Origin of the sequence: Dorea sp. Marseille-P4042 (assembly GCF_900290215.1) — a bacterium.
GTDB lineage: Bacteria > Bacillota > Clostridia > Lachnospirales > Lachnospiraceae > Dorea > Dorea formicigenerans.
The window spans coordinates 534762-554796 of the sequence record NZ_OLMI01000001.1; the positions used below are offsets into that span (position 1 = coordinate 534762).

At 42.9% G+C, this 20035-nt stretch carries 20 protein-coding genes; all 20 read right to left on the minus strand.

The window, feature by feature from the left end:
* Positions 1-2 precede the first annotated feature (2 nt).
* Positions 3-2408, minus strand: a complete 2406-nt coding sequence (locus C7E02_RS02765) for a homocysteine S-methyltransferase family protein (protein WP_105308755.1) — start codon at positions 2406-2408, stop codon at positions 3-5.
* Positions 2409-2411: 3 nt separating this feature from the next.
* Complete coding sequence (locus tag C7E02_RS02770; protein WP_005330265.1) at positions 2412-3056, minus strand: vitamin B12 dependent-methionine synthase activation domain-containing protein; 645 nt, start codon at positions 3054-3056, stop codon at positions 2412-2414.
* Between the two features lie 15 nt (positions 3057-3071).
* Positions 3072-3953, minus strand: coding sequence for a methylenetetrahydrofolate reductase [NAD(P)H] (gene metF / locus C7E02_RS02775; protein ID WP_022279359.1), 882 nt, complete (start codon positions 3951-3953; stop codon positions 3072-3074).
* Positions 3943-5379, minus strand: coding sequence for a glycogen synthase GlgA (gene glgA, locus C7E02_RS02780; protein ID WP_105308756.1), 1437 nt, complete (start codon positions 5377-5379; stop codon positions 3943-3945). Before glgA ends, metF begins: the two co-directional genes overlap by 11 nt.
* A gap of 68 nt (positions 5380-5447) precedes the next feature.
* A complete protein-coding gene (gene spo0A, locus C7E02_RS02785) occupies positions 5448-6239 on the minus strand; it encodes a sporulation transcription factor Spo0A (protein ID WP_005330257.1) in 792 nt (263 codons plus the stop codon).
* Between the two features lie 114 nt (positions 6240-6353).
* Entirely contained in the window at positions 6354-7418 is a 1065-nt protein-coding gene (gene spoIVB, locus C7E02_RS02790; RefSeq protein WP_005336615.1) for a SpoIVB peptidase, read from the minus strand.
* A 216-nt stretch (positions 7419-7634) separates the two neighbouring features.
* The gene (recN, locus tag C7E02_RS02795; protein WP_105308757.1) at positions 7635-9311 is read right to left on the minus strand and encodes a DNA repair protein RecN; all 1677 of its coding nucleotides are present in this window, start codon (positions 9309-9311) and stop codon (positions 7635-7637) included.
* The gene (argR, locus tag C7E02_RS02800) at positions 9312-9770 is read right to left on the minus strand and encodes an arginine repressor (protein ID WP_005336619.1); all 459 of its coding nucleotides are present in this window, start codon (positions 9768-9770) and stop codon (positions 9312-9314) included.
* Positions 9771-9774: 4 nt separating this feature from the next.
* On the minus strand, positions 9775-10611 hold the full coding sequence (locus tag C7E02_RS02805) for an NAD(+)/NADH kinase (protein ID WP_005336621.1): 837 nt from the start codon (positions 10609-10611) through the stop codon (positions 9775-9777).
* Between the two features lie 4 nt (positions 10612-10615).
* Positions 10616-11428, minus strand: a complete 813-nt coding sequence (locus tag C7E02_RS02810; protein WP_105308759.1) for a TlyA family RNA methyltransferase — start codon at positions 11426-11428, stop codon at positions 10616-10618.
* A gap of 3 nt (positions 11429-11431) precedes the next feature.
* Positions 11432-13294, minus strand: coding sequence for a 1-deoxy-D-xylulose-5-phosphate synthase (gene dxs / locus C7E02_RS02815; protein ID WP_105308760.1), 1863 nt, complete (start codon positions 13292-13294; stop codon positions 11432-11434).
* 12 nt (positions 13295-13306) lie between these two features.
* On the minus strand, positions 13307-14209 hold the full coding sequence (locus C7E02_RS02820; RefSeq protein ID WP_105308761.1) for a polyprenyl synthetase family protein: 903 nt from the start codon (positions 14207-14209) through the stop codon (positions 13307-13309).
* Positions 14193-14408, minus strand: coding sequence for an exodeoxyribonuclease VII small subunit (xseB, locus tag C7E02_RS02825; RefSeq protein ID WP_005330243.1), 216 nt, complete (start codon positions 14406-14408; stop codon positions 14193-14195). Before xseB ends, C7E02_RS02820 begins: the two co-directional genes overlap by 17 nt.
* Positions 14401-15612, minus strand: coding sequence for an exodeoxyribonuclease VII large subunit (gene xseA, locus C7E02_RS02830; RefSeq protein ID WP_005336628.1), 1212 nt, complete (start codon positions 15610-15612; stop codon positions 14401-14403). The genes xseB and xseA overlap by 8 nt, the downstream gene beginning before the upstream one ends.
* 86 nt (positions 15613-15698) lie before the next feature.
* Positions 15699-16097 (minus strand): transcription antitermination factor NusB, encoded by a 399-nt coding sequence (gene nusB / locus C7E02_RS02835; protein WP_005336629.1) that lies wholly within the window; start codon positions 16095-16097, stop codon positions 15699-15701.
* Complete coding sequence (locus tag C7E02_RS02840) at positions 16098-16481, minus strand: Asp23/Gls24 family envelope stress response protein (RefSeq protein WP_005330237.1); 384 nt, start codon at positions 16479-16481, stop codon at positions 16098-16100.
* Positions 16482-16577: 96 nt separating this feature from the next.
* Entirely contained in the window at positions 16578-18182 is a 1605-nt protein-coding gene (locus tag C7E02_RS02845) for a peptide chain release factor 3 (RefSeq protein WP_029730398.1), read from the minus strand.
* 212 nt (positions 18183-18394) lie between these two features.
* Complete coding sequence (locus C7E02_RS02850; protein WP_105308762.1) at positions 18395-19021, minus strand: SpoIIIAH-like family protein; 627 nt, start codon at positions 19019-19021, stop codon at positions 18395-18397.
* Entirely contained in the window at positions 19022-19666 is a 645-nt protein-coding gene (locus C7E02_RS02855) for a hypothetical protein (RefSeq protein WP_005336638.1), read from the minus strand.
* Complete coding sequence (locus tag C7E02_RS02860; RefSeq protein ID WP_105308763.1) at positions 19614-19997, minus strand: stage III sporulation protein AF; 384 nt, start codon at positions 19995-19997, stop codon at positions 19614-19616. The genes C7E02_RS02855 and C7E02_RS02860 overlap by 53 nt, the downstream gene beginning before the upstream one ends.
* Positions 19998-20035: the final 38 nt, after the last annotated feature.

The window sequence follows — 20035 nt, forward strand, 5'->3', positions numbered from 1 at the left end:
GTCTATTTCTCTCCTCCAAATAATTGTTGTGCATAATAAACGGACTGCATCGCATCTTTTCCGTAGAAATCTGCTCCGATCATATCCGAATAATCCTGATTCAGTACCGCTCCGCCGACCATTACCTTGCATTCTGGTTTTTTCTTGCGAAGCTGTCTGATTGTCTCTTCCATGCTGACTACAGTTGTAGTCATCAGAGCGCTTAATCCCACCAGTCTGACATCTTCCTTTATTGCTGTCTCGACAATCTCCTCCGGCGGAACATCTTTTCCAAGATCGATCACATCAAAGCTGTAATTTTCAAGAAGAACTTTTACAATATTCTTGCCAATATCATGAATATCTCCTTTTACGGTAGCAAGAATGACTTTATCTTTAGCCTGCTCGCTCTCACCGCTCCTGGCAAGTTCATCCTTCAAAACTGCAAATGCTATCTTTGCTGCATCAGCACTCATCAGAAGCTGTGGTAAAAATACGGTTCCTTTTTCAAATCCTTTTCCGACCTGGTCAAGTGCCGGGATCAATTCCTCGTTAATGATATCCAGTGGAGCTTTATCTTTCACAAGCTCTGCTGTTATGTGATGTGCTTCTTCCTTCAGGCCTTTCTCAATGGCAGTCTTAAGCGTCATCTCCGCCTTTGTGGCAGGTGTCACAGCCTGCACTTTCTGACTTCCATACTGTTCAATATATTTCTCACAATTTTCATCATAATTCATCAGCGCACAGAAAGAATAATAAGAACGCATCATATCCTCTGAAAGCGGATTAATGATTCCTGCGCTTAAGCCTGACTGCATTGCCATAGTATAGAAATTGGAGTTCACTGCCGGTCTGTATGGAAGCCCAAAGGAAATGTTTGATACACCAAGTACCGCACAAACTCCATATTTTTCTCGTACCTGCCTCAGAGCTTCCAGCGTAGTGATTGCTCCTGTCGGCTCAGAACTGATCGTCATACAAAGAACATCAATTACAATATCTTTCTTATCGATACCATATTTCTTTGCCTCTTCGATAATTTTGCCTGCAACCTTTACACGCCCTTCGGCTGTTGCCGGAATTCCATCTTCATCGAGAGTAAGACCGACAACCACCCCGCCATATTTCTGAATCAGTGGAAATACTGCATCCATGGAACTTTTTTTCCCATTGACAGAGTTGACCATTGGCTTTCCGTTGTAAATTCGCATAGCTGCTTCCAGAGCACTTATATCTACCGTATCAATTTGAAGCGGAAGACTCGTTACGCTTTGAAGCTCCTGCACCACCTCACGCATCAAAGCCGGTTCATCTATATCTGGAAGCCCTACATTGACGTCCAGGATATGTGCTCCTGCATCCTGCTGTGAAATAGCTTCTCTTAATATATAATCAATATCATGGTCTTTGAGTGCCTGTTTGAATTTCTTCTTACCTGTTGGATTGATTCTCTCTCCGATGATCATCGGTTTCCCGCCAAGTTCCACAGCTCGCCCATAGGAGGATACGATTGTCCGGTTCATAAATTCTTTTCCAGGCCGGTCTGTAATGTCCCTCTGATCTTTCGTTGCTTCCACCATGGCACGGATGTGCGCCGGAGTTGTTCCGCAACAGCCGCCGATCAGACTGGCACCACGTTTCAGGATTTCAGCCATGAATCTCCCGAATTCTTCAGGTTCTACGTCGTAATACACCTCTCCGTCTTTTTGTTTTGGGAGCCCGGCATTCGGCTTAACAATGACGGGAACAGAAGCATATTGTAAAATTTCATCCAGAATCGGCATCATCTGCTCCGGTCCCATGCCGCAGTTGATTCCAAGTGCGTCTACGCGGAGCCCTTCCAGCATTGCTACAACCGATGGAACATCTCCTCCGGTCAGTAGTTTTCCTTTGTCATCAAAGATCATAGTTGCAAATACCGGAAGTGAAGTATTCTCCTTTGCAGCAAGTACTGCTGTCTTCACTTCATAAGTATCACTCATCGTCTCTATATGGATCAGATCAGCACCTGCTTCTTCGCCAAGTCTTGCCACCTCTGCAAACGCCTGATATGCATCTTCAAAATCCAGATCTCCCATTGGCTTTAAGAGTTTTCCTGTCGGCCCGATATCAAGTCCTACATAAGTCTCTCTGCCATCTTTGACACCTAGTTTAGCTCCTTTTCTCACATTTTCAATTGCTGCTTTTACGATTTCATCTAATTTATGTCTGGAATTATGAAATTTTAGTGCATTTGCGCCAAATGTGTTACTTAGCACAATATCACTTCCAGCCTCATAATACTGTCTTGCAATATCAATCATATCATCTGCACGTTCCAGGCTCCATGTTTCTGGCAATTCTCCCGGTTTTAATCCCCGCTCCTGCAGAAGAGTTCCGGTCCCCCCGTCAAAATATATGAGTTCTTTCCCTAATCTGTCTAATATCATTCGTTAATTCCTCCGGTAAATACAATCTTTTTTACTGCAGGATTCGCATCCTTCTTCATGACAGTGAACCTCTTCCCTGCCAAGTCCTATAACTGCTGTTACTGATTTCGTCGGTGTCAGCATACTGCTTTCAGTCATAGTAAGTCCGATCTTCTTTGCACAATCCAGCATTCCGAGAATATCCTTTTGGTGTAAAATGCTGAAATCACCGTATCCCGGGCTAAATCTCGGACGCAGGAAATATCCCTGTGAGGTCATCTCTTCTTTCAGACTTTTCTGCCAGTTATTTAAATATTCCTCCAGCATTGCTGCTGCACAGGCCTGTAAAACAACTGTTCTGGACATTTCTGTCAGAGAATAACGCTTCATCAGCATATCAACTTCTACTCCAAGCGTTGCACCAAGCATCACGACCTGGGTACAACCTTTCATATTCTTTGCCAGATTCCTGCTTGTAATTTCAAGTCCTTCAATATTCAAGTGTTCTTCGTCCGATACCTTTAACTCAAAGATGCGATAGACGATTCTCCTCTTAGCGACCCGTTCCAGGTCTTCAAATGAATCCCGGATCAAGGCTAACGTCTGATCGTCTACCGCATGTTTTCCATATCCAAGATAACGGACCGCTTCTAATGTCCTTTTATCCATGTTCCAACATCCAATCTAATCTTCTACTTTTAATATTGCTGACAGGTTATTCATGATTGCTGCTGCTACATCCGGTTTATTCATAGAATACACATGAATGTGATTGATACCATTGGCAATCAGGTCAATAATCTGATCTGTTGCATACGCAATTCCCGCCTGCTTCATTGCCTCAGGATCATCTCCAAACCGATCGATAATTGCCAGGAATCTCTGCGGAACTGCTGTCCCGGATAATTCCATAGAACGTCTTAACTGCTTTTTATTCGTAATCGGCATGATTCCCGGAAGTACCGGAACTAAAATTCCTTTTTCACGTATACGATACAGGAAATTATAAAAAATATTATTATCAAAAAACATCTGTGTTGTCAGGAAATCAACTCCACAGTCTACTTTCGTCTTCAGATTGCTGATATCGTCTTTCTTATGCTCCGTCTCCACATGGCCTTCCGGATAACATGCCGCCCCGATGCAGAAATCTCCCTGCTGTTTGATATCTTCAATCAGTTCACATGCATAACGATATTGGTTCGGAAGTGGAAATGCATTATCTTTCGGAATATCTCCGCGAAGCGCTAATATATTATCAATGTTCTTTTCTTTTAACTTATCAATGACCCGATGTACTTCTTCTCTTGTAGACGATACGCACGTCAGGTGCGCAAGACTTGTTACTCCAAAATCATCTTTGATATGAGATGCAATACTTACAGTGTTCTTACTTGTTCCACCGCCTGCTCCATAAGTTACACTAATAAACGACGGCTTTAATGCCGCAATCTTCTCAGCAGCGGAAAGCACACTGTCATATCCTGCATCTGTCTTCGGTGGAAAGATTTCAAATGAAACCTGTGGTGTCTGATCTTTTAAAATGTCCCTTATCTTACATGTCATCGTATAATTCCTCATACTGTTTTGCAGAACTCTTCCATGAAAAATCCTTACTCATTCCACGTTCTACAATCTTATTCCAGTCTCTCTTCTTGTCGTAATATATTTTTTCTGCATAACGCACAGTTGCCATCATCTCATGTGCATTATAATTTGCAAAGCTGAATCCTGTTCCAGTCTTCTCATATTCATTATATGGCTCTACCGTATCCTTAAGTCCTCCAGTCTCTCTGACAATCGGAACCGTTCCATATCTAAGGCTCATAAGCTGACTCAGACCACAAGGCTCAAACAGTGACGGCATCAGAAATGCATCACATGCCGCATAGACCTTGTGAGACATTGCCTCTGAATAATAAATATTCGCAGATACTTTATCCGGATATTTCCATGCATAGTGGCGGAACATATTCTCATACTGCTCCTCACCTGTTCCAAGCGCAACAATCTGAATTGCATCCTGACACAGTTCATCCATCACACAAGCGATCAGATCAAATCCCTTCTGATCTGTCAGTCTGGATACGATACCGATCATCAGCTCCTTATGGTCCTGTGCAAGTCCAAGCTCTTTTTGAAGTTCAATTTTATTCTTAATCTTCTCTTTCCGGAAATTCTCTACACTGTAATTCCTGTAAATATCCTTGTCTGTCTGCGGATTATATATATCATAGTCGATTCCATTCACAATACCGGAAAGGCTTGCCGACCTGGCCTGCATCAGCCCTTCCAGCTTTTCTCCGTAAAACGGAGTCTTAATTTCCTCTGCATAGGAGCTGCTGACAGTTGTCACTTTATCTGCATAGACGATACCGCCCTTTAACATGTTGGCATCATCATAAGATGTCAGCTTGTCCGGTACAAAATAATACTCCGGAAGTCCGGTAATGTCACGCACTTTTTTTGCATCCCACATCCCCTGGAACTTCAGATTATGTATCGTCATCACAGTCTTGATTCCGCGGTAATATTCACCGGAATACCGAAAATTATCCAGAAATATCGGGATCAGTCCCGTCTGCCAGTCATGGCAGTGAATGATGTCCGGTCTGAAATCAATGACCGGAAGAGCACTCAATACTGCCTTTGAGAAAAATGAAAACTTCTCAACATCTGTATACATCTCTCCATATGGTGCAAAACCATTAAAATAAAATTCATTATCGATAAAATAAAAGGTGACTCCTTCATACTCTGTCTCCAGAACCCCGACATACTGTGTCCGCCAGCCAAGATCCATATAAAAATGCGTCTTATACTGAAGCTTTTCCTTCCAGGATTCTTTCATACACATATACTTTGGAAGCATGACTCTTACATCATATTTTTCTTTATCAAAGAATTTCGGTAAAGAACCTGCCACATCTGCCAGACCTCCGGTCTTAATAAATGGCACTGCTTCTGAAGTGGCAAAGAGTATTTTTTTCATAGTGATTTCCTCCCGATTCCACGATATATGAATCATTATACAGTATTTTTTTTCAGAAGAAAAGCCTTTTATCTATGTTTATATTCTAAACGTATCGTATCTGCGATAAGTGCGATGAATTCAGAATTGGTCGGTTTCCCCTTTCCTCCATTCACAGTATATCCAAACAGCTCGTCCAAAGTATCTAATTTTCCTCTGCTCCACGCCACTTCAATTGCGTGACGGATTGCACGTTCCACACGGCTTGCCGTCGTCTGATGCATCTTTGCAACAGTCGGATATAATACTTTTGTCACTGCATTTAATACATCCATATCTTCAATTGCCATAAGAATCGCATCTCTCAGATAATGATATCCTTTGATATGCGCTGGAATCCCTATCTCATGTATCATATCCGTTACACGATTTTCCAGATTTATCTTCGGCTCCGAAGCTTCTGCATTTCCAACCGGTGCAAATGATTTTGCTTCCGGCACATGATATTTTCCAGCTTCACGGATCTTGTCCAGCACCATCTGATTACTGAACGGTTTCAGAATATAGTAAGAAGCACCTTTACGAAATGCATCTTCTGTAATCCGCTCCTGTCCCACTGCAGTGATAATAATAAAACTTGGATGTTTTCTGATATCATGATCCCGATTGACAGTATCCATAACACTTAACCCGTCCATTTTCGGCATAATCAGATCTAATAGTACAACATCTGGCTGTTTTTCCTTAATCAGTGTATATACATCTTCTCCATTATTGGCTTTCCCAACCAGCTTCATCTCTTTGTTATTTTCAATCATTTCGCCAAGCAGATCCAGAATTCTCTCATTATCGTCTGCGATTGCAACAGCTATTTCTCCCATATTCCAAAATCCTCCTCGATTTTATTTCTCGTTGGATTTTATTATAATTTTCTCCTTTTTTCGAATCAAGAAATTGCTGTCGGAAAGTTCTATCACTTCTCGACACGGTATTTTTTATTCCGACTCATTTATCATAGATTCTGCAAAAATGCCATAACCCTTTGTCGGATTGTTGACAAAAACGTGAGTTACTGCGCCGATTAGTTTTCCGTTCTGGAGGATTGGACTGCCGCTCATTCCCTGGATGATCCCGCCCGTCTCATCCAAAAGCGACGGATCTGTCACTTCGATTGTCATGCTTTTATTTACTTCGCCCGACCACAGATTGACTTGTGTGATTAAAATATCATATTCTTTTATTTCTCCATCCACAGCACAGCGAATGATAGCAGGCCCTTCTTCTACCTCTTCTTTTTTTGCCAGTTGTACTGGAGTCTGATTTGCGAACAGGACATCAACCCGGTCAATAGTTCCAAAAATTCCTGCCTCTGTATTCTTCTTTATTTTTCCAAGCACGTTATAATTATTATAAACAATGATTCCTTCCATACCACCAGGTGTCCCGTTCACACCTTTTTGGATTTCCTTAACACTTGTCAGATATAGTGTTCCATCGGAAATATTAAGAAGCTCCCCTGTATCGATATCATGGATTCCATGTCCCAGCGCGCCAAAATGACTGTCCGAGTCCAGATAAGTAATGGTCCCAAGTCCTTGTGCATTATCCCGCACCCAGATTCCGAGTTTTTTCGTCCCATCTTCACACTGAATCATATCCATTTTTACATGAATCGTCTCCCCCTTCCTGCAAATATCTAATTTTGCTTTTTGTTCCGAAAAGGAACTTACTGCTTCGACCAGTTCATTTTTAGTATTGATATCTTTGCCGTTAAATCCAGTGATGTAATCTCCGGCTTTTACAATATGAAGCGCCGGTTCATATTCTGCACCGTCTTCCCCTTTGATTTTCTGTGTATCCAATACCATAACACCTTTTGTTTTCATATAAATCCCTACCGGCATGCCACCTGGAATTACCAGGTCTTCTTCAGAGGTCTGAGCACTCACCTCTCGCCTCATGGCATCTTTTTTCTGCTCGATCAAAAGATAGCTTCCACCTACCGATACAAAAAACACCAATGCCATAATTAAAATCCGCCGATACCAATACTTTTTCATACACTCTGATCCTCCCATGTTTTTTACAAAAAAATCTCAATCAGCATCCTGCCGGAGGCTATATCAGATGAGTATGGATTTTCTGCCACTGATACTGATTTTTTTGCTTTACATCTACAACGGCGGAAAGCATCTCACATCTGATATAAATAAAGACAAGTGTTCCTCAATCAGAACACCTGTCTTAGTATGTGTATTATTTGAATTTCAATTCTTTTATTTTTTGATCTGCGCTGCCAGTTCCTGCATTTCTTTTGCATTCTGTCTGACCGTGTCCGTAATCTTAGCACCGCCAAGAATTCTCGCCAGTTCATCGGTAGATTCTTCCGCCTTAAGTTCCCTGATAGATGTCTTTGTCTGACCATCTGACACATTTTTTTCGATCATAAAATGATGATCTGCCATAGCCGCAATCTGTGCCAGATGTGTGATACAGATGACCTGATGCTTTCTGCCGATCAACGCCATCTTCTCAGACACTTTCTGTGCTGTTCTTCCACTTATCCCCACATCAATCTCATCAAAAATCAGCGTCGGAATCTCATCCCTGTCAGCCATAACACTTTTGATCACAAGCATAATTCTGGACAGCTCTCCACCGGAGGCTACTTCCACAAGCGGACGCACCGGCTGTCCGGGATTCAAAGAAATCATAAACTCTACGTCATCAGAACCATTTGCAGAATAAGAACCAGACTTTTCAAATGCAATAGAAAATTTCACATCTTCAAAATTCAGATCTGCAAGACCTTCTGTAATCGCCTGTTCCATAATCTGCGCCTGCTCTTTTCGGATCTTCGTCAGCTTCTTTGTCACTTTCTCAAGCTTCTGCTCTTTTTGTTCCAGATCTCGCTTTAAATCTGCAATATAATTCTCATAATCTTCCAGTTTTTGTATCTTTTTCTGTTGTTTTATTCCATAATCCAGAATCCCTGCAATATCCGTGCCATATTTCGTCTTCAAACGGTTGATTTCATTAAGGCGCTCAGTAATTGTCATATAATCTTCTTCTGAGAACTCCAGACTATCCTGATAATCGGAAAGATCATGATTAAAATCATTTAACAGACTGTCTATCTCCATCAGCTGGCTGTACAGACTTCCTGCTCTCTCATCAAGATTACTGACTGGTGCCAGCTCCCGGATCGCGCGGCTCAGGCATTCGCTTGCGCTTCCGGCTTCCCCACTCGTATAAGCATACGAAGCCGCAGTACTCTCAGCAATCTTTCGTCCATTTTCCATGCGTTTGAAGGTTGTCTCCAGTTCTTCATCTTCTCCTTCTTTTAACATGGCATCTTCAATCTCAGATACTTCAAATTTTAAGAAATCCAATTCTTTTGCACGGCTTGATTCGTCCATATCAGCCTCATCCAGAGTCTTTTTACATGTACGATATTCCTGATAAGCCGAAGCTGCCTGTTTTTTTATATCTGCAAGATAATCCCACGCAAATGCATCGACAAACCCGAGATGGTTCTTTTTATATAACAGAGACTGATGTTCATGCTGCCCGTGAATATCGATCAGAATAGCAGCTACTTCCTTTAAAACAGCAATTGTTACCGTCTCACCGTTGATCCGGCTTACACTTCTGCCATCCATTAATTTCCGGCTCAAGATCAAAAGGCCATCCTCCGGATAAATACAAAGTTTCTCCAAAGCTTTCAGACGGCTTTTTTCCGTCACAGTAAAGACCAGCTCCACCAGTGCATAATTCTCCCCCTGACGGATCAGATCTTTTGTGTATCTTCCACCCAGTGCCAGATTTACAGAACCCAAAATAATAGATTTTCCTGCTCCCGTCTCACCGGTCAGAATATTTAACCCTTCTGCAAATTCTACTTCTATCTCATCAATCAATGCCAGATTCTTTACGTGTAAACTCTGTAACATCTATTCCTCCTGCCGAACAATTTTACGAATCTTATCCATCACCTTCGGAGTATCCTCTGTCGTGCGGATTGCACACATAATTGTGTCGTCTCCGGCAATACTTCCCACGACCTCGCTCCAGTTCATAGCATCAATAGCCAGGCATACAGCCATCGCCATTCCAGCCACCGTCTTGATGACCAGAATATTCTGTGCCATATCCATCGACACATATCCATCTCTTAAAACACGGATATATTTTTCACTCATGCCATTGCCACTTTCCTGATGCAGCGCATATTTCTGTTTGCCGTTCTCAGCTGGAATCTTGGTAAGTTTCAGATCCCGGATATCTCGGGACACCGTTGCCTGAGTCACTTTAAATCCTTCCCGGTTCAGATAATCTGCCAATTCCTCCTGGGTCTCAATATGATATTTGCCAATCAGTTCAATGATCTTAGCATGTCTGTTTACTTTCATATCTCTAATTTCCTTTCATCTTCCTTCGAAGCGTTTCCAGAAAACTATCCTGGTTCAATTTTATAATTCTTGTCTGGGCTTCTGCCTTGCGGATCTCTACCATATCACCGGAAGTCAGCTCCACTTCATCCACACCGTCAAATGCCACGTATGCCTCATCTGGGATTCCATGTTTTCCTTCTCCGATCTGTATCACGATCTCATCTTCTGCTGACAATACAATACTGCTTGTATTTAACGCATGCGGACAGATTGGTGTGATCACGATCATGGATGCCGTCGGCTCTACGATCGGACCTCCCGCTGCAAGGTTATACGCCGTAGATCCTGTCGGGGTAGATATGATCACTCCATCTGCTTCATAGGAGTTCAACAATTCTCCATTTACAAAAAGTCGGAAATGAATGACTCGAACAGCCCCTTTTCTTGCAACTACAATATCATTCAAAGCCAGATCCATTCGCTCTCCGTCAAAGCTGCCTTCTAACATCATTCGTTTTTCTACCGTATATCTGCCTTTCACAACACGTTCCAGAGCTCCCTCAATATTCGTTAACTCTACTTCTGTCAGATATCCTAATGTTCCCATATTGACTCCCAGAATCGGGACATCTCTGCCACGCAGAGCACGCGCCACCTCAATAAAACTTCCGTCACCCCCAATAACGATCGCATAATCAAGATCCGGTGGTATCTGCTCGGAAACAATGGCATTATTCTCATCTTTTGGACACTGCAGACATATCTTTCCTGCCTGTGTCATATACTCTTTGACCTGATTCGTTATTGCATAGTCTGCATCTTTGCCATCATTTGTTACAATCAACACTCTCTCTGCCATATCTTTATTCCTTTTTTGCGAGGTTTCCAAATGCCTCATCTACAATTTTTTCAATCTGAATTTTTTCATTTATATCGCCCGGCTCTTCACATTTTTCTAACTGGACAAGATATTCAATATTTCCTTCCGGTCCTTTGATTGGTGAAAATGTAAGATCCATCACATGAAATCCATGGGTAGACGCATAGTCCAAGATCATGGTCACAACCTCAATATGTGTACTCTTTTCGCGCACAACTCCTTTTTTACCGACTTTCTCTCTTCCCGCTTCAAACTGTGGTTTGATCAGTGCTACAATCTGTCCTTTGTCTGTCAGATAATCACGAATCGGCTTCAGCACTTTTGTCAGGGAAATAAAGGATACATCAATTGATGAAAAATCAACCGGCTCACCGATATCTTCCGGTGTCACATAACGGATATTCGTCTTCTCCATACAAACTACACGCTCGTCCTGGCGAAGTTTCCAGTCTAATTGTCCATGACCTACATCAATGGCAAACACCTTGACCGCGCCATTTTGCAACATACAATCTGTAAATCCACCTGTAGAAGAACCTACATCTGTGCAGACTTTTCCTTCTACAGATACCTGGAATTCTTTCATTGCTTTTTCTAACTTAAGTCCGCCGCGGCTGACATAAGGCAGTGTATGGCCACGCACTTCAATCTTAGATTCTTCTGGGAATGTTGTTCCTGGTTTATCTTCTTTCTGGTTGTCCACATAAACATTTCCAGACATGATAATGGCTTTTGCTTTTTCTCTGGACGCGGCAAGATTTCTCTTCACCAGCAACACATCCAAACGTTCTTTCATCTTCTATAACTCCTTATACGTCTCTATAATTTTTTCAGACATACTCTCACTGTCAATTCCTGTCATCTTGCGGAGCACATCAACACTTCCATGTTCAATGTAATCATCCGGGAGTGCCAGTGTCAGGACGTGTGACGGAAGCATTTTTCGCATCACGTATTCTGATACACGCTCTCCGCATGCTCCGGTCTGGACATTTTCTTCAATCACTGCAATCAGTTTGTGTGTCTGACAGACTTTTTCGATCATTGCCTCATCGATCGGTTTAATGAAACGCATATTGATAAGTGTCGGCTCATATCCTTGTTCAATCAGTTTATCTCTTGTCTTCACAGCCTCCTCGAACATATGACCGACGCTTAAAATTGCAATTTCTTTTCCTTCAAAGATCCATTCGCTCTTTCCGTAACTGATTCTTTCCCGGCATCCTTCATATCCGTCGTAAGCCTTTCCTCTCGGATAGCGGATTGCCACTGGCGAATTCATCTGAAGCGCAAACCGTAACATATCGGCTAATTCCCATTTATTCTTCGGTGACATAACGGTCATATTGGGAATATTGGATAAAAATGACAGATCAAATATCCCCTGATGAGTCTCTCCATCGCTTCCGACAAGACCCGCACGATCTACCCCGAATACCACCGGCAGATTCTGCAGTGCCACATCGTGGATTAACTGATCATATCCTCTCTGCAAAAATGAAGAGTAAACTGCAAATACAGGCTTTAATCCTCCTGCTGCCAGTCCCGCAGCAAATGTTACACCGTGTTCTTCCGCAATTCCAACATCAAAAAAACGATTCGGATAATGCTTCTTAAATCTGGCAAGTCCGGTTCCATCTGCCATGGCAGCTGTGATTGCCACAATATCTGGATTTCTGGATGCCTCGTCACAAAGCACTTTACCAAACACATCTGTATAAGTATCTCCTTCTTTTTTTGCAAGTACCTTACCGCTTTCTATGTCAAAAGGTCCGATCCCGTGAAATTTATCCGGTGCTGTCTCTGCAGGTTCATAGCCCTTTCCTTTTGTTGTCATAACATGAAGGAGTACCGGGCCTTCCACTTTCTTCGCTTCCTTAAGAGCTTTGCAGAGCATTGGTAAATTGTGCCCCGGAATCGGCCCCAGATAAGTAATTCCCATATCCTCAAAGAACATGCCCGGTACCACGAGCTGCTTGATACTGCTCTTCGTCTTCCGGATATGGTCAATCATACGGTCTCCCATGACCGGCAACTGCTGCAAAGCATTTGTCACACCTTTTTTCAGTCCGGTATAGATATCTGCCGTCCGGAGATTTGCCAGATATCTGGACATTCCGCCTACATTTTCTGAAATGGACATATGATTGTCATTGAGTACCACAATAAAATTCGTCTTCAAATTCGATGCATTGTTCAGCGCCTCATATGCCATACCTCCGGTCAGAGAACCATCGCCGATCACAGAGATAACGGTATAATCTTCATGTTTTAAATCTCTTGCTCTCACATAACCAAGTCCTGCAGAAATCGAAGTAGAGCTGTGCCCTGTATCAAATGCATCACACCGACTTTCTTTTCTCTTCGGGAATCCGCTCATACCGCCGTAACTTCTTAAATCTTCAAATCCTTCTTTTCGTCCGGTCAGTAATTTATGTGTATAGGACTGGTGTCCAACGTCCCAGATAATCTTATCCTTTGGCAGATTACAGATCAGATGCAATGCCATCGTAAGCTCTACAACGCCAAGATTGGAAGCCAGATGTCCTCCTGTCTTACTGACCTTCTCTACAAGGAATTCACGGACCTCTCCTGCAAGGCACTCCAATTCCTCACTGTTTAGTTTTTTTATGTCATTTTCCTTTTGTATTCGTTCCAGCATACTGGTCCCCCTCTATTTTTTCCTGTGAATCAGCTCCATAAGCAATTCTTCCAGATATGGATTCTCATTCGGAAGTGTCCGAAGCAGGCTGATCGCCTCTTCGGATTTTTCTTCGACCACTTTCTTTGCATCGTCAATGCCAAGTAATGTTACATAAGTAGTCTTCTCATTCTTTTCATCACTATGTATCGGTTTGCCAAGTTCTTCCTGGGTGCTTGTCACATCGAGAATATCATCTTGCACCTGGAATGCCAGTCCAACAAGACTTGCAATACGCTCTGCCGTCTTTACCTCTTCCTTGCTTGCTCCACCAAGAATTGCTCCAATCATCATAGCAGCTTCGATAAGTGCTCCGGTCTTCAATTCGTAGATCGTATCTAACACATCTTTTGAAACAGCATGACCGGTCTCTTTTACATCGATGACCTGACCTCCAAGCATTCCGTAAATTCCGGCTTTCTCACCAAGTACGCGGATTGCATTTCCGATTGTCAGACTATCTTCCGGTTCCAGAACAAATGCTTTGACTGCTGTCTCAAATGCATAATTCAACAAAGCGTCTCCCGCCAGAATCGCCATGTCTTCTCCGTATACAACATGCGTCGTCTTACGCCCTCTTCGATATTCATCATTATCCATTGCCGGAAGGTCATCATGTACAAGAGAATATGTATGAACCATCTCAATCGCTGCCATAAATGGCTCAATTACTTTTGAGTGACCGCCGAACAAAGTATAAGTCTCCTTCATCAACATCGGACGAAGTCTCTTTCCTCCGGCCAGAAGACTATATTCCATAGCTTCCATAATAATTTTCTGGTATCCCTTTTGCTTTGGCAGGTAATTCTGCAGAGAATCTTCAATCTCCCTGACTTTCTGCTCTTTTTGTACTTTAAAATCAAGATTCAAACTCATGTGTCTCTCCTTCACTATCCAATACAAGCATCTGCTTTTCGATTTTATCCATCTTGTCATTGCATGCCTTTAACATATCAATGCCTTGATGATACATCTGAAAAGAATCTTCCAGAGATACTTCCGGCTCCTCCATAGCCTGGATCAGTTTATCCAGTTCCTGAAACATCTCATCCAGTGTTTTTTCTTCCTTAGCCATGGCGCTCCTCCTTTACACTCTCTACTGTCATCTGAATGGATCCATCTGTCACATATGCCGACAGATGATCACCACATCTGACCTGCTCGATACTTCGGACTGCTTTTTTGTCCACATCTTCAATATATGCATATCCCTGATTCAGTTTCTGAAGTGGAGATAATCCTTTCATCTGTTCCATATAAACTGCAAACCGGTGTCTGTACTGCTCTACTTTGCGATGCAGCAGCATATGCAGCTTTTCTTCTGTATCCGCCAGTCTCTGCCTGTCTTCTTGAAGCTTATGCTCAGGGTGCAGATACTTTAACTTCGTCTCATACTTCTCGATTCGAAGTCTAGATACCTCCATTTTTCTTCGCAGATAGCCCTGTAACTGACTTCTTCTTACATCTACCTGTTCCTGTGTCTTCCAGTAATCATACACTGCCAGTTCTGCTGCTGCAGAAGGAGTCGGTGCTCGAAGATCTGCCACATAATCTGCAATAGTCGTATCCGTCTCATGCCCTACTGCAGAAATCACCGGTGTCCGGCAGTAAAAAATTGCTCTTGCAACTTCTTCTTCGTTGAACGCCCACAAATCTTCAATGGATCCGCCGCCTCGTCCGACAATGATCACATCTATGTCATCCTGATCCAACATACGTATACCTTTTACAATGCTCTCTTTCGCGCCTTCTCCCTGCACAAGTGCCGGGTACAAAATAAGTTGTACAAAAGGATTCCTTCGTCTGGAAATGTTCATAATATCCCGGATCGCAGCTCCGGTCGGTGCTGTCACAATACCGATTCTTCGTGCATATGCAGGAATCGGCATCTTATATTCCGAAGCAAACATTCCCATCTCTTCCAACTCACGCTTAAGAGCCTGAAAACGCTCATAAAGAACACCTTCTCCATCCAAACGGATCTCCCTTGCATATAACTGATAAGAACCTCCTCTTTCATAGACATTGACCTGTCCGAACACTACGATCTGCTGTCCCTCACACATACGAAAAGAGAGCCCGCCGCGCTGCCCGGCAAACATTACGCAGGCAATCGTTCCAGACTCATCTTTCAGTGAAAAATATATATGTCCTGAAGTATGGTATTTACAATTAGATACCTCGCCCTTCACATAGATACGGTTCAACATGTAATCCTGTGTAAACATGTTCTTGATGTAAGCATTCACCTGGCCTACCGTATATACATTCCGTGTCATTACACACCTCTATATTCAAGATTCGCCCGCGGGGCAACATGTAATGTTCTACTCAATCCCCCGTCAGGCGTATATCAGTCTGTTATTTATGACAGCCGGGCCAGCACACCATTGATAAATGCCGGGCCTTCATCACCACTGTATTTTTTTGCGAGCTCTACCGCTTCGTTGATTGCAACTCCTACCGGTACGTCCTCGTCATATTTCATCTCATAGACCGCAAGTCTTAAGATACTTAGATCTACCTTGTTCATGCGGCTTGTCTTCCAGCCTGTCACATGTTCATTGAGCATCTCATCAATCTCTTCAGATTTCAAGATGATGTTCAGAGCCTTGTCTCTGATATATGCCATGTCTTCCTCTTTTGGTTCCTGGTCAAGCTGTTCAAAATAAAGCTGCATCTGCTGCGGCATCTCCTGATCACTGTTAAATTCATAGCTGAACACCATTCTGAAAATGTGTTCCCTCATCTCTGTTCTCTTCACTTATGCTTCCTCCGGCACATCAACTCCGGCTACACGGATATTCACGTCCGCAACCTCAAGTCCTGTCATATTTTCAATTGCAGCTTTTACCTTCTCCTGCACTTTTGCTGTAATATCTTTAATACTGTATCCATAGCTCATATTAAGAGCCAGTGTCACAGTCACGATGCCGTCCAGGACATCTACTTTTACACCTTTGGATAAAGATTTCATTCCAAGCTTTGCGATCAGCTCTCTTGTCGCATTCCCTGCCATAGAAGAAACACCTTCTACTTCCATAGCTGCAAGTCCTGCGATAATTGCTACAACTTCATCGGCAATCTTTACTTCGCCCAGATTCTCATCTGACTTTATTGTATAAGTTTTCTTTTCTTCTTTACTCATATCTACCAATCCTTTCGGTTTTTCTATACGTCCTTTTTAAGCATTTTACCACATTCGCATACATTTGCAAAGGCTCACGGTAAATATTTACAAACCTTATCGGGCAAATTCAGTCAGAACCAGTCCATCGTTACGCTCCTGGGTCATGCGGATACTCCACTCATTGACAAAAAGAAGAAGCGGACGGTCTTTTAAATCCTTTACTTTCTTCATATCAGAAGTACCTGAAAGTTTTGCAAGATCGAAGTCCTGCGGATTATCAATCCAGCGGATATACTCATATGGCAGATTCTCCAGTCTGATATCTACGTTATATTCATTCTCCAGACGATATTTTAAAACATCAAACTGCAAAACTCCTACAACTCCTACAACGATCTCTTCCATACCTGTATTAAACTCCTGGAATATCTGGATCGCACCTTCCTGCGCAATCTGATTAATTCCTTTGATGAACTGTTTACGTTTCATCGTATCGACCTGACGCACTCTTGCAAAATGTTCCGGTGCAAAAGTCGGGATTCCTTCATAGCTGAACTTGTCAGAGGAGGTTGTCAATGTATCTCCGATAGAGAAAATCCCCGGATCAAAGACACCGATAATATCTCCACCGTAAGCTTTATCCACCATGTGGCGCTCACTGGCCATCATCTGCTGTGGCTGGGAAAGTCGTACTTTCTTGCCTCCCTGCATATGGAATACATCCATACCTGCCTCGAATTCTCCGGAACAGATACGCATAAATGCGATACGGTCACGGTGTGCTTTATTCATATTTGCCTGAATCTTAAATACAAATGCAGAAAAATCGCCTTCTTCCATCGGGTCGATCTCACCTTTATCAGACTTTCTTGGAAGCGGTGATGTAGTCATCTTAAGGAAATGCTTCAAGAATGTCTCTACTCCAAAGTTCGTCAGAGCAGATCCGAAGAATACCGGTGAAAGTTCTCCTTTACTTACCATCTCCTGATCCAGTTCTGCTCCGGCTCCATCCTGAAGTTCAATCTCTTCCTCCAGCTTTGCTTTCTGCTCTTCACTGATGAGTCCATTCAGGGAAGGATCGTCGATCGGCACAATCTGCACTTCTCCCTGTGTTGTACCCTTTCTTGTATCTGAGAATAATTCCACACTCTTTGTAGCACGGTCATAGACACCACGGAACTCCTTACCGGAGCCGATTGGCCAGTTGACCGGACAGGTCGCGATTCCCAGTTCATTTTCAATATCATCTAATAGTTCAAATGTATCCATCGCCTCACGGTCCATCTTATTGATAAATGTAAAAATCGGAATATGGCGCATCGTACATACTTTGAACAGCTTTCTTGTCTGTGCCTCAACACCCTTGGATGCATCAATGACCATGACCGCAGAATCTGCTGCCATCAGAGTACGGTATGTATCCTCTGAGAAGTCCTGATGTCCCGGTGTGTCCAGAATGTTGATACAATATCCTCCATAATTGAACTGCAATACAGAAGAAGTAACTGAAATACCTCTTTCTTTCTCAATTTCCATCCAGTCAGAAACTGCATGTTTTGATGTTGCTTTTCCCTTTACACTTCCCGCCTGATTGATTGCCCCTCCATATAGCAGAAACTTCTCAGTCAGAGTCGTCTTACCGGCATCCGGATGGGAAATGATCGCAAATGTCCGTCTTTTCTCAATCTGTTTCTTAACATCGTCCTTTATCTTTGACATATATTTGAATTCTCCTATCTAAACTGTCCCATCTTCACACTTCATATCTGCATCATATTTTTTACATTTATTAAAGTTATGAACAAATGTGGACTTATCTCATATTTCAATCAGCGACATACATTATAGCATAAGGAGACATTTTCCTCAACGAAAATTTGGCGGCTGTAGATAGCCGCCTTATCGCAAAGTAACAAGTCTGCGTAAATCGATTATTTCCCTTCTGCATATACTGGAGTGATTACAATATTCTGCGCTGCCACGCCTGTTTTCCTTGTTACAATGTCTTCAATCTGAGCCCGGTTTGCTTCCGTCAGTTCTGATGCATTGACAACAACGTCTGTAGAGTCCTCTGAAATACTGACTACAGAATCAAGAAAGCCTTTTGACGCCAGCATTGTCTCTGCTGCCGTTTCTTTTTCTGCAATCTCTGTCATGGCTACCATCTGCGCCACAGCGTCCTGCTTCTGGGCATCACTTAAAGAGTCACTGTCAATGATGCTCTGAAGCGTCTCCTTGTTCTTGGCACGCACCTGTTCTCTTGTGACCTTCGCCTGTGCAGCCACTGCCTGAGCATCCCCTGAAGTTAAGACCGCTTCGCCTGGATTGCCATCTACTTCGCCTTCATCGCCGTCCTGGCTTTTGATATCCCCGGAAGCACTGGCAACATCTTCATCAGAAATATCCAGAAGTTCTTTATTCGCAAGGTCACTGCCTGCCTCCTTCGTATTCTGAGATCCCGGTAATAATCTTCCGGAATAATTCAGATATCCTGCTGCTGCGATCATCACTGCAAGAGCCGCAATGATCAATTGATTCTTTTTTAAGATTCGTTTCACTTACTTCACCCTCCCGCCTTTCATTATTCTAATCTTATGCGTGTCTATCTCAAATAATGCCTGCACAGCTTCCGTAATATTTTTTACGACTACTGCATCGTCTCCGCCCGGCGCAATCACAATCACACCTTGTGCTTGAGGGGAAAGCTCCTTGCTGACATAAGGCTCCTGTACACCGGAAGTACTGCTTCCACTATTATAGACTGTCGTCTCCTGCGTGTCATGGCTGCTCGTTGTCCTGCTGCCTCCCTGACTGTCCTGCTCGGACACATTTTCCTCATTGGACTTTCTGTCCTTTTCAACCACCTTTTCACCATCAGACTTCCAGGTAATCATCACCTGCACCTGTCCCGCCCCGTCAATCTGGGAGAGAATCCGTTCCAGTCGTTCTTCCATATAAGCTGTATACTCACTCTGCTTTGTCGTTCCGACACTGCTTTTTGACGAATTGGCCAGTGTTTTCTTAGTTCCAGTATTGCTGTCTTTCTTAGTTCCGGCAGGAATTGAAATCACGAGTAAAAGAATTCCCACCAAAAACACGATAAGAAGCTGGTCTTTTTTTACCTTTCCATGCTTTAAATGTTCAAACACCTTACGGATTTTCACTGCCGTGTCCGACTCGGATCTCCTCCACCTGGATTTCACCGGGCTCTCCCCCTTCCACGTTTTCACTTAGCTCATCTTCTGCGTTTCTATTATCCTGAAATTTCATCACAGATTCCAATCCGGAGGTATTCTTTAACATCTCCTCTACCTGTGTCTCCATTGCATCATACTGATCCTGAAACTGAACAAATAGATCATCTGAAGTAAAGAATTTTATCACAGGCGATGCTATCAGAATGATCAGCACCAGTCCTGTAAAAAAATGAATGTACTTGCGGTCTTTCTCTCCTGGGACAAGCTGTAATACTGCCGTCATAAAAATCAGATATCCAGCCAGTTTCCACACCCAGTCATAACATTCCTGAACCACTTGTTTCTCCTTCCTGTTTCTGTCTTATGTCTTTTCAC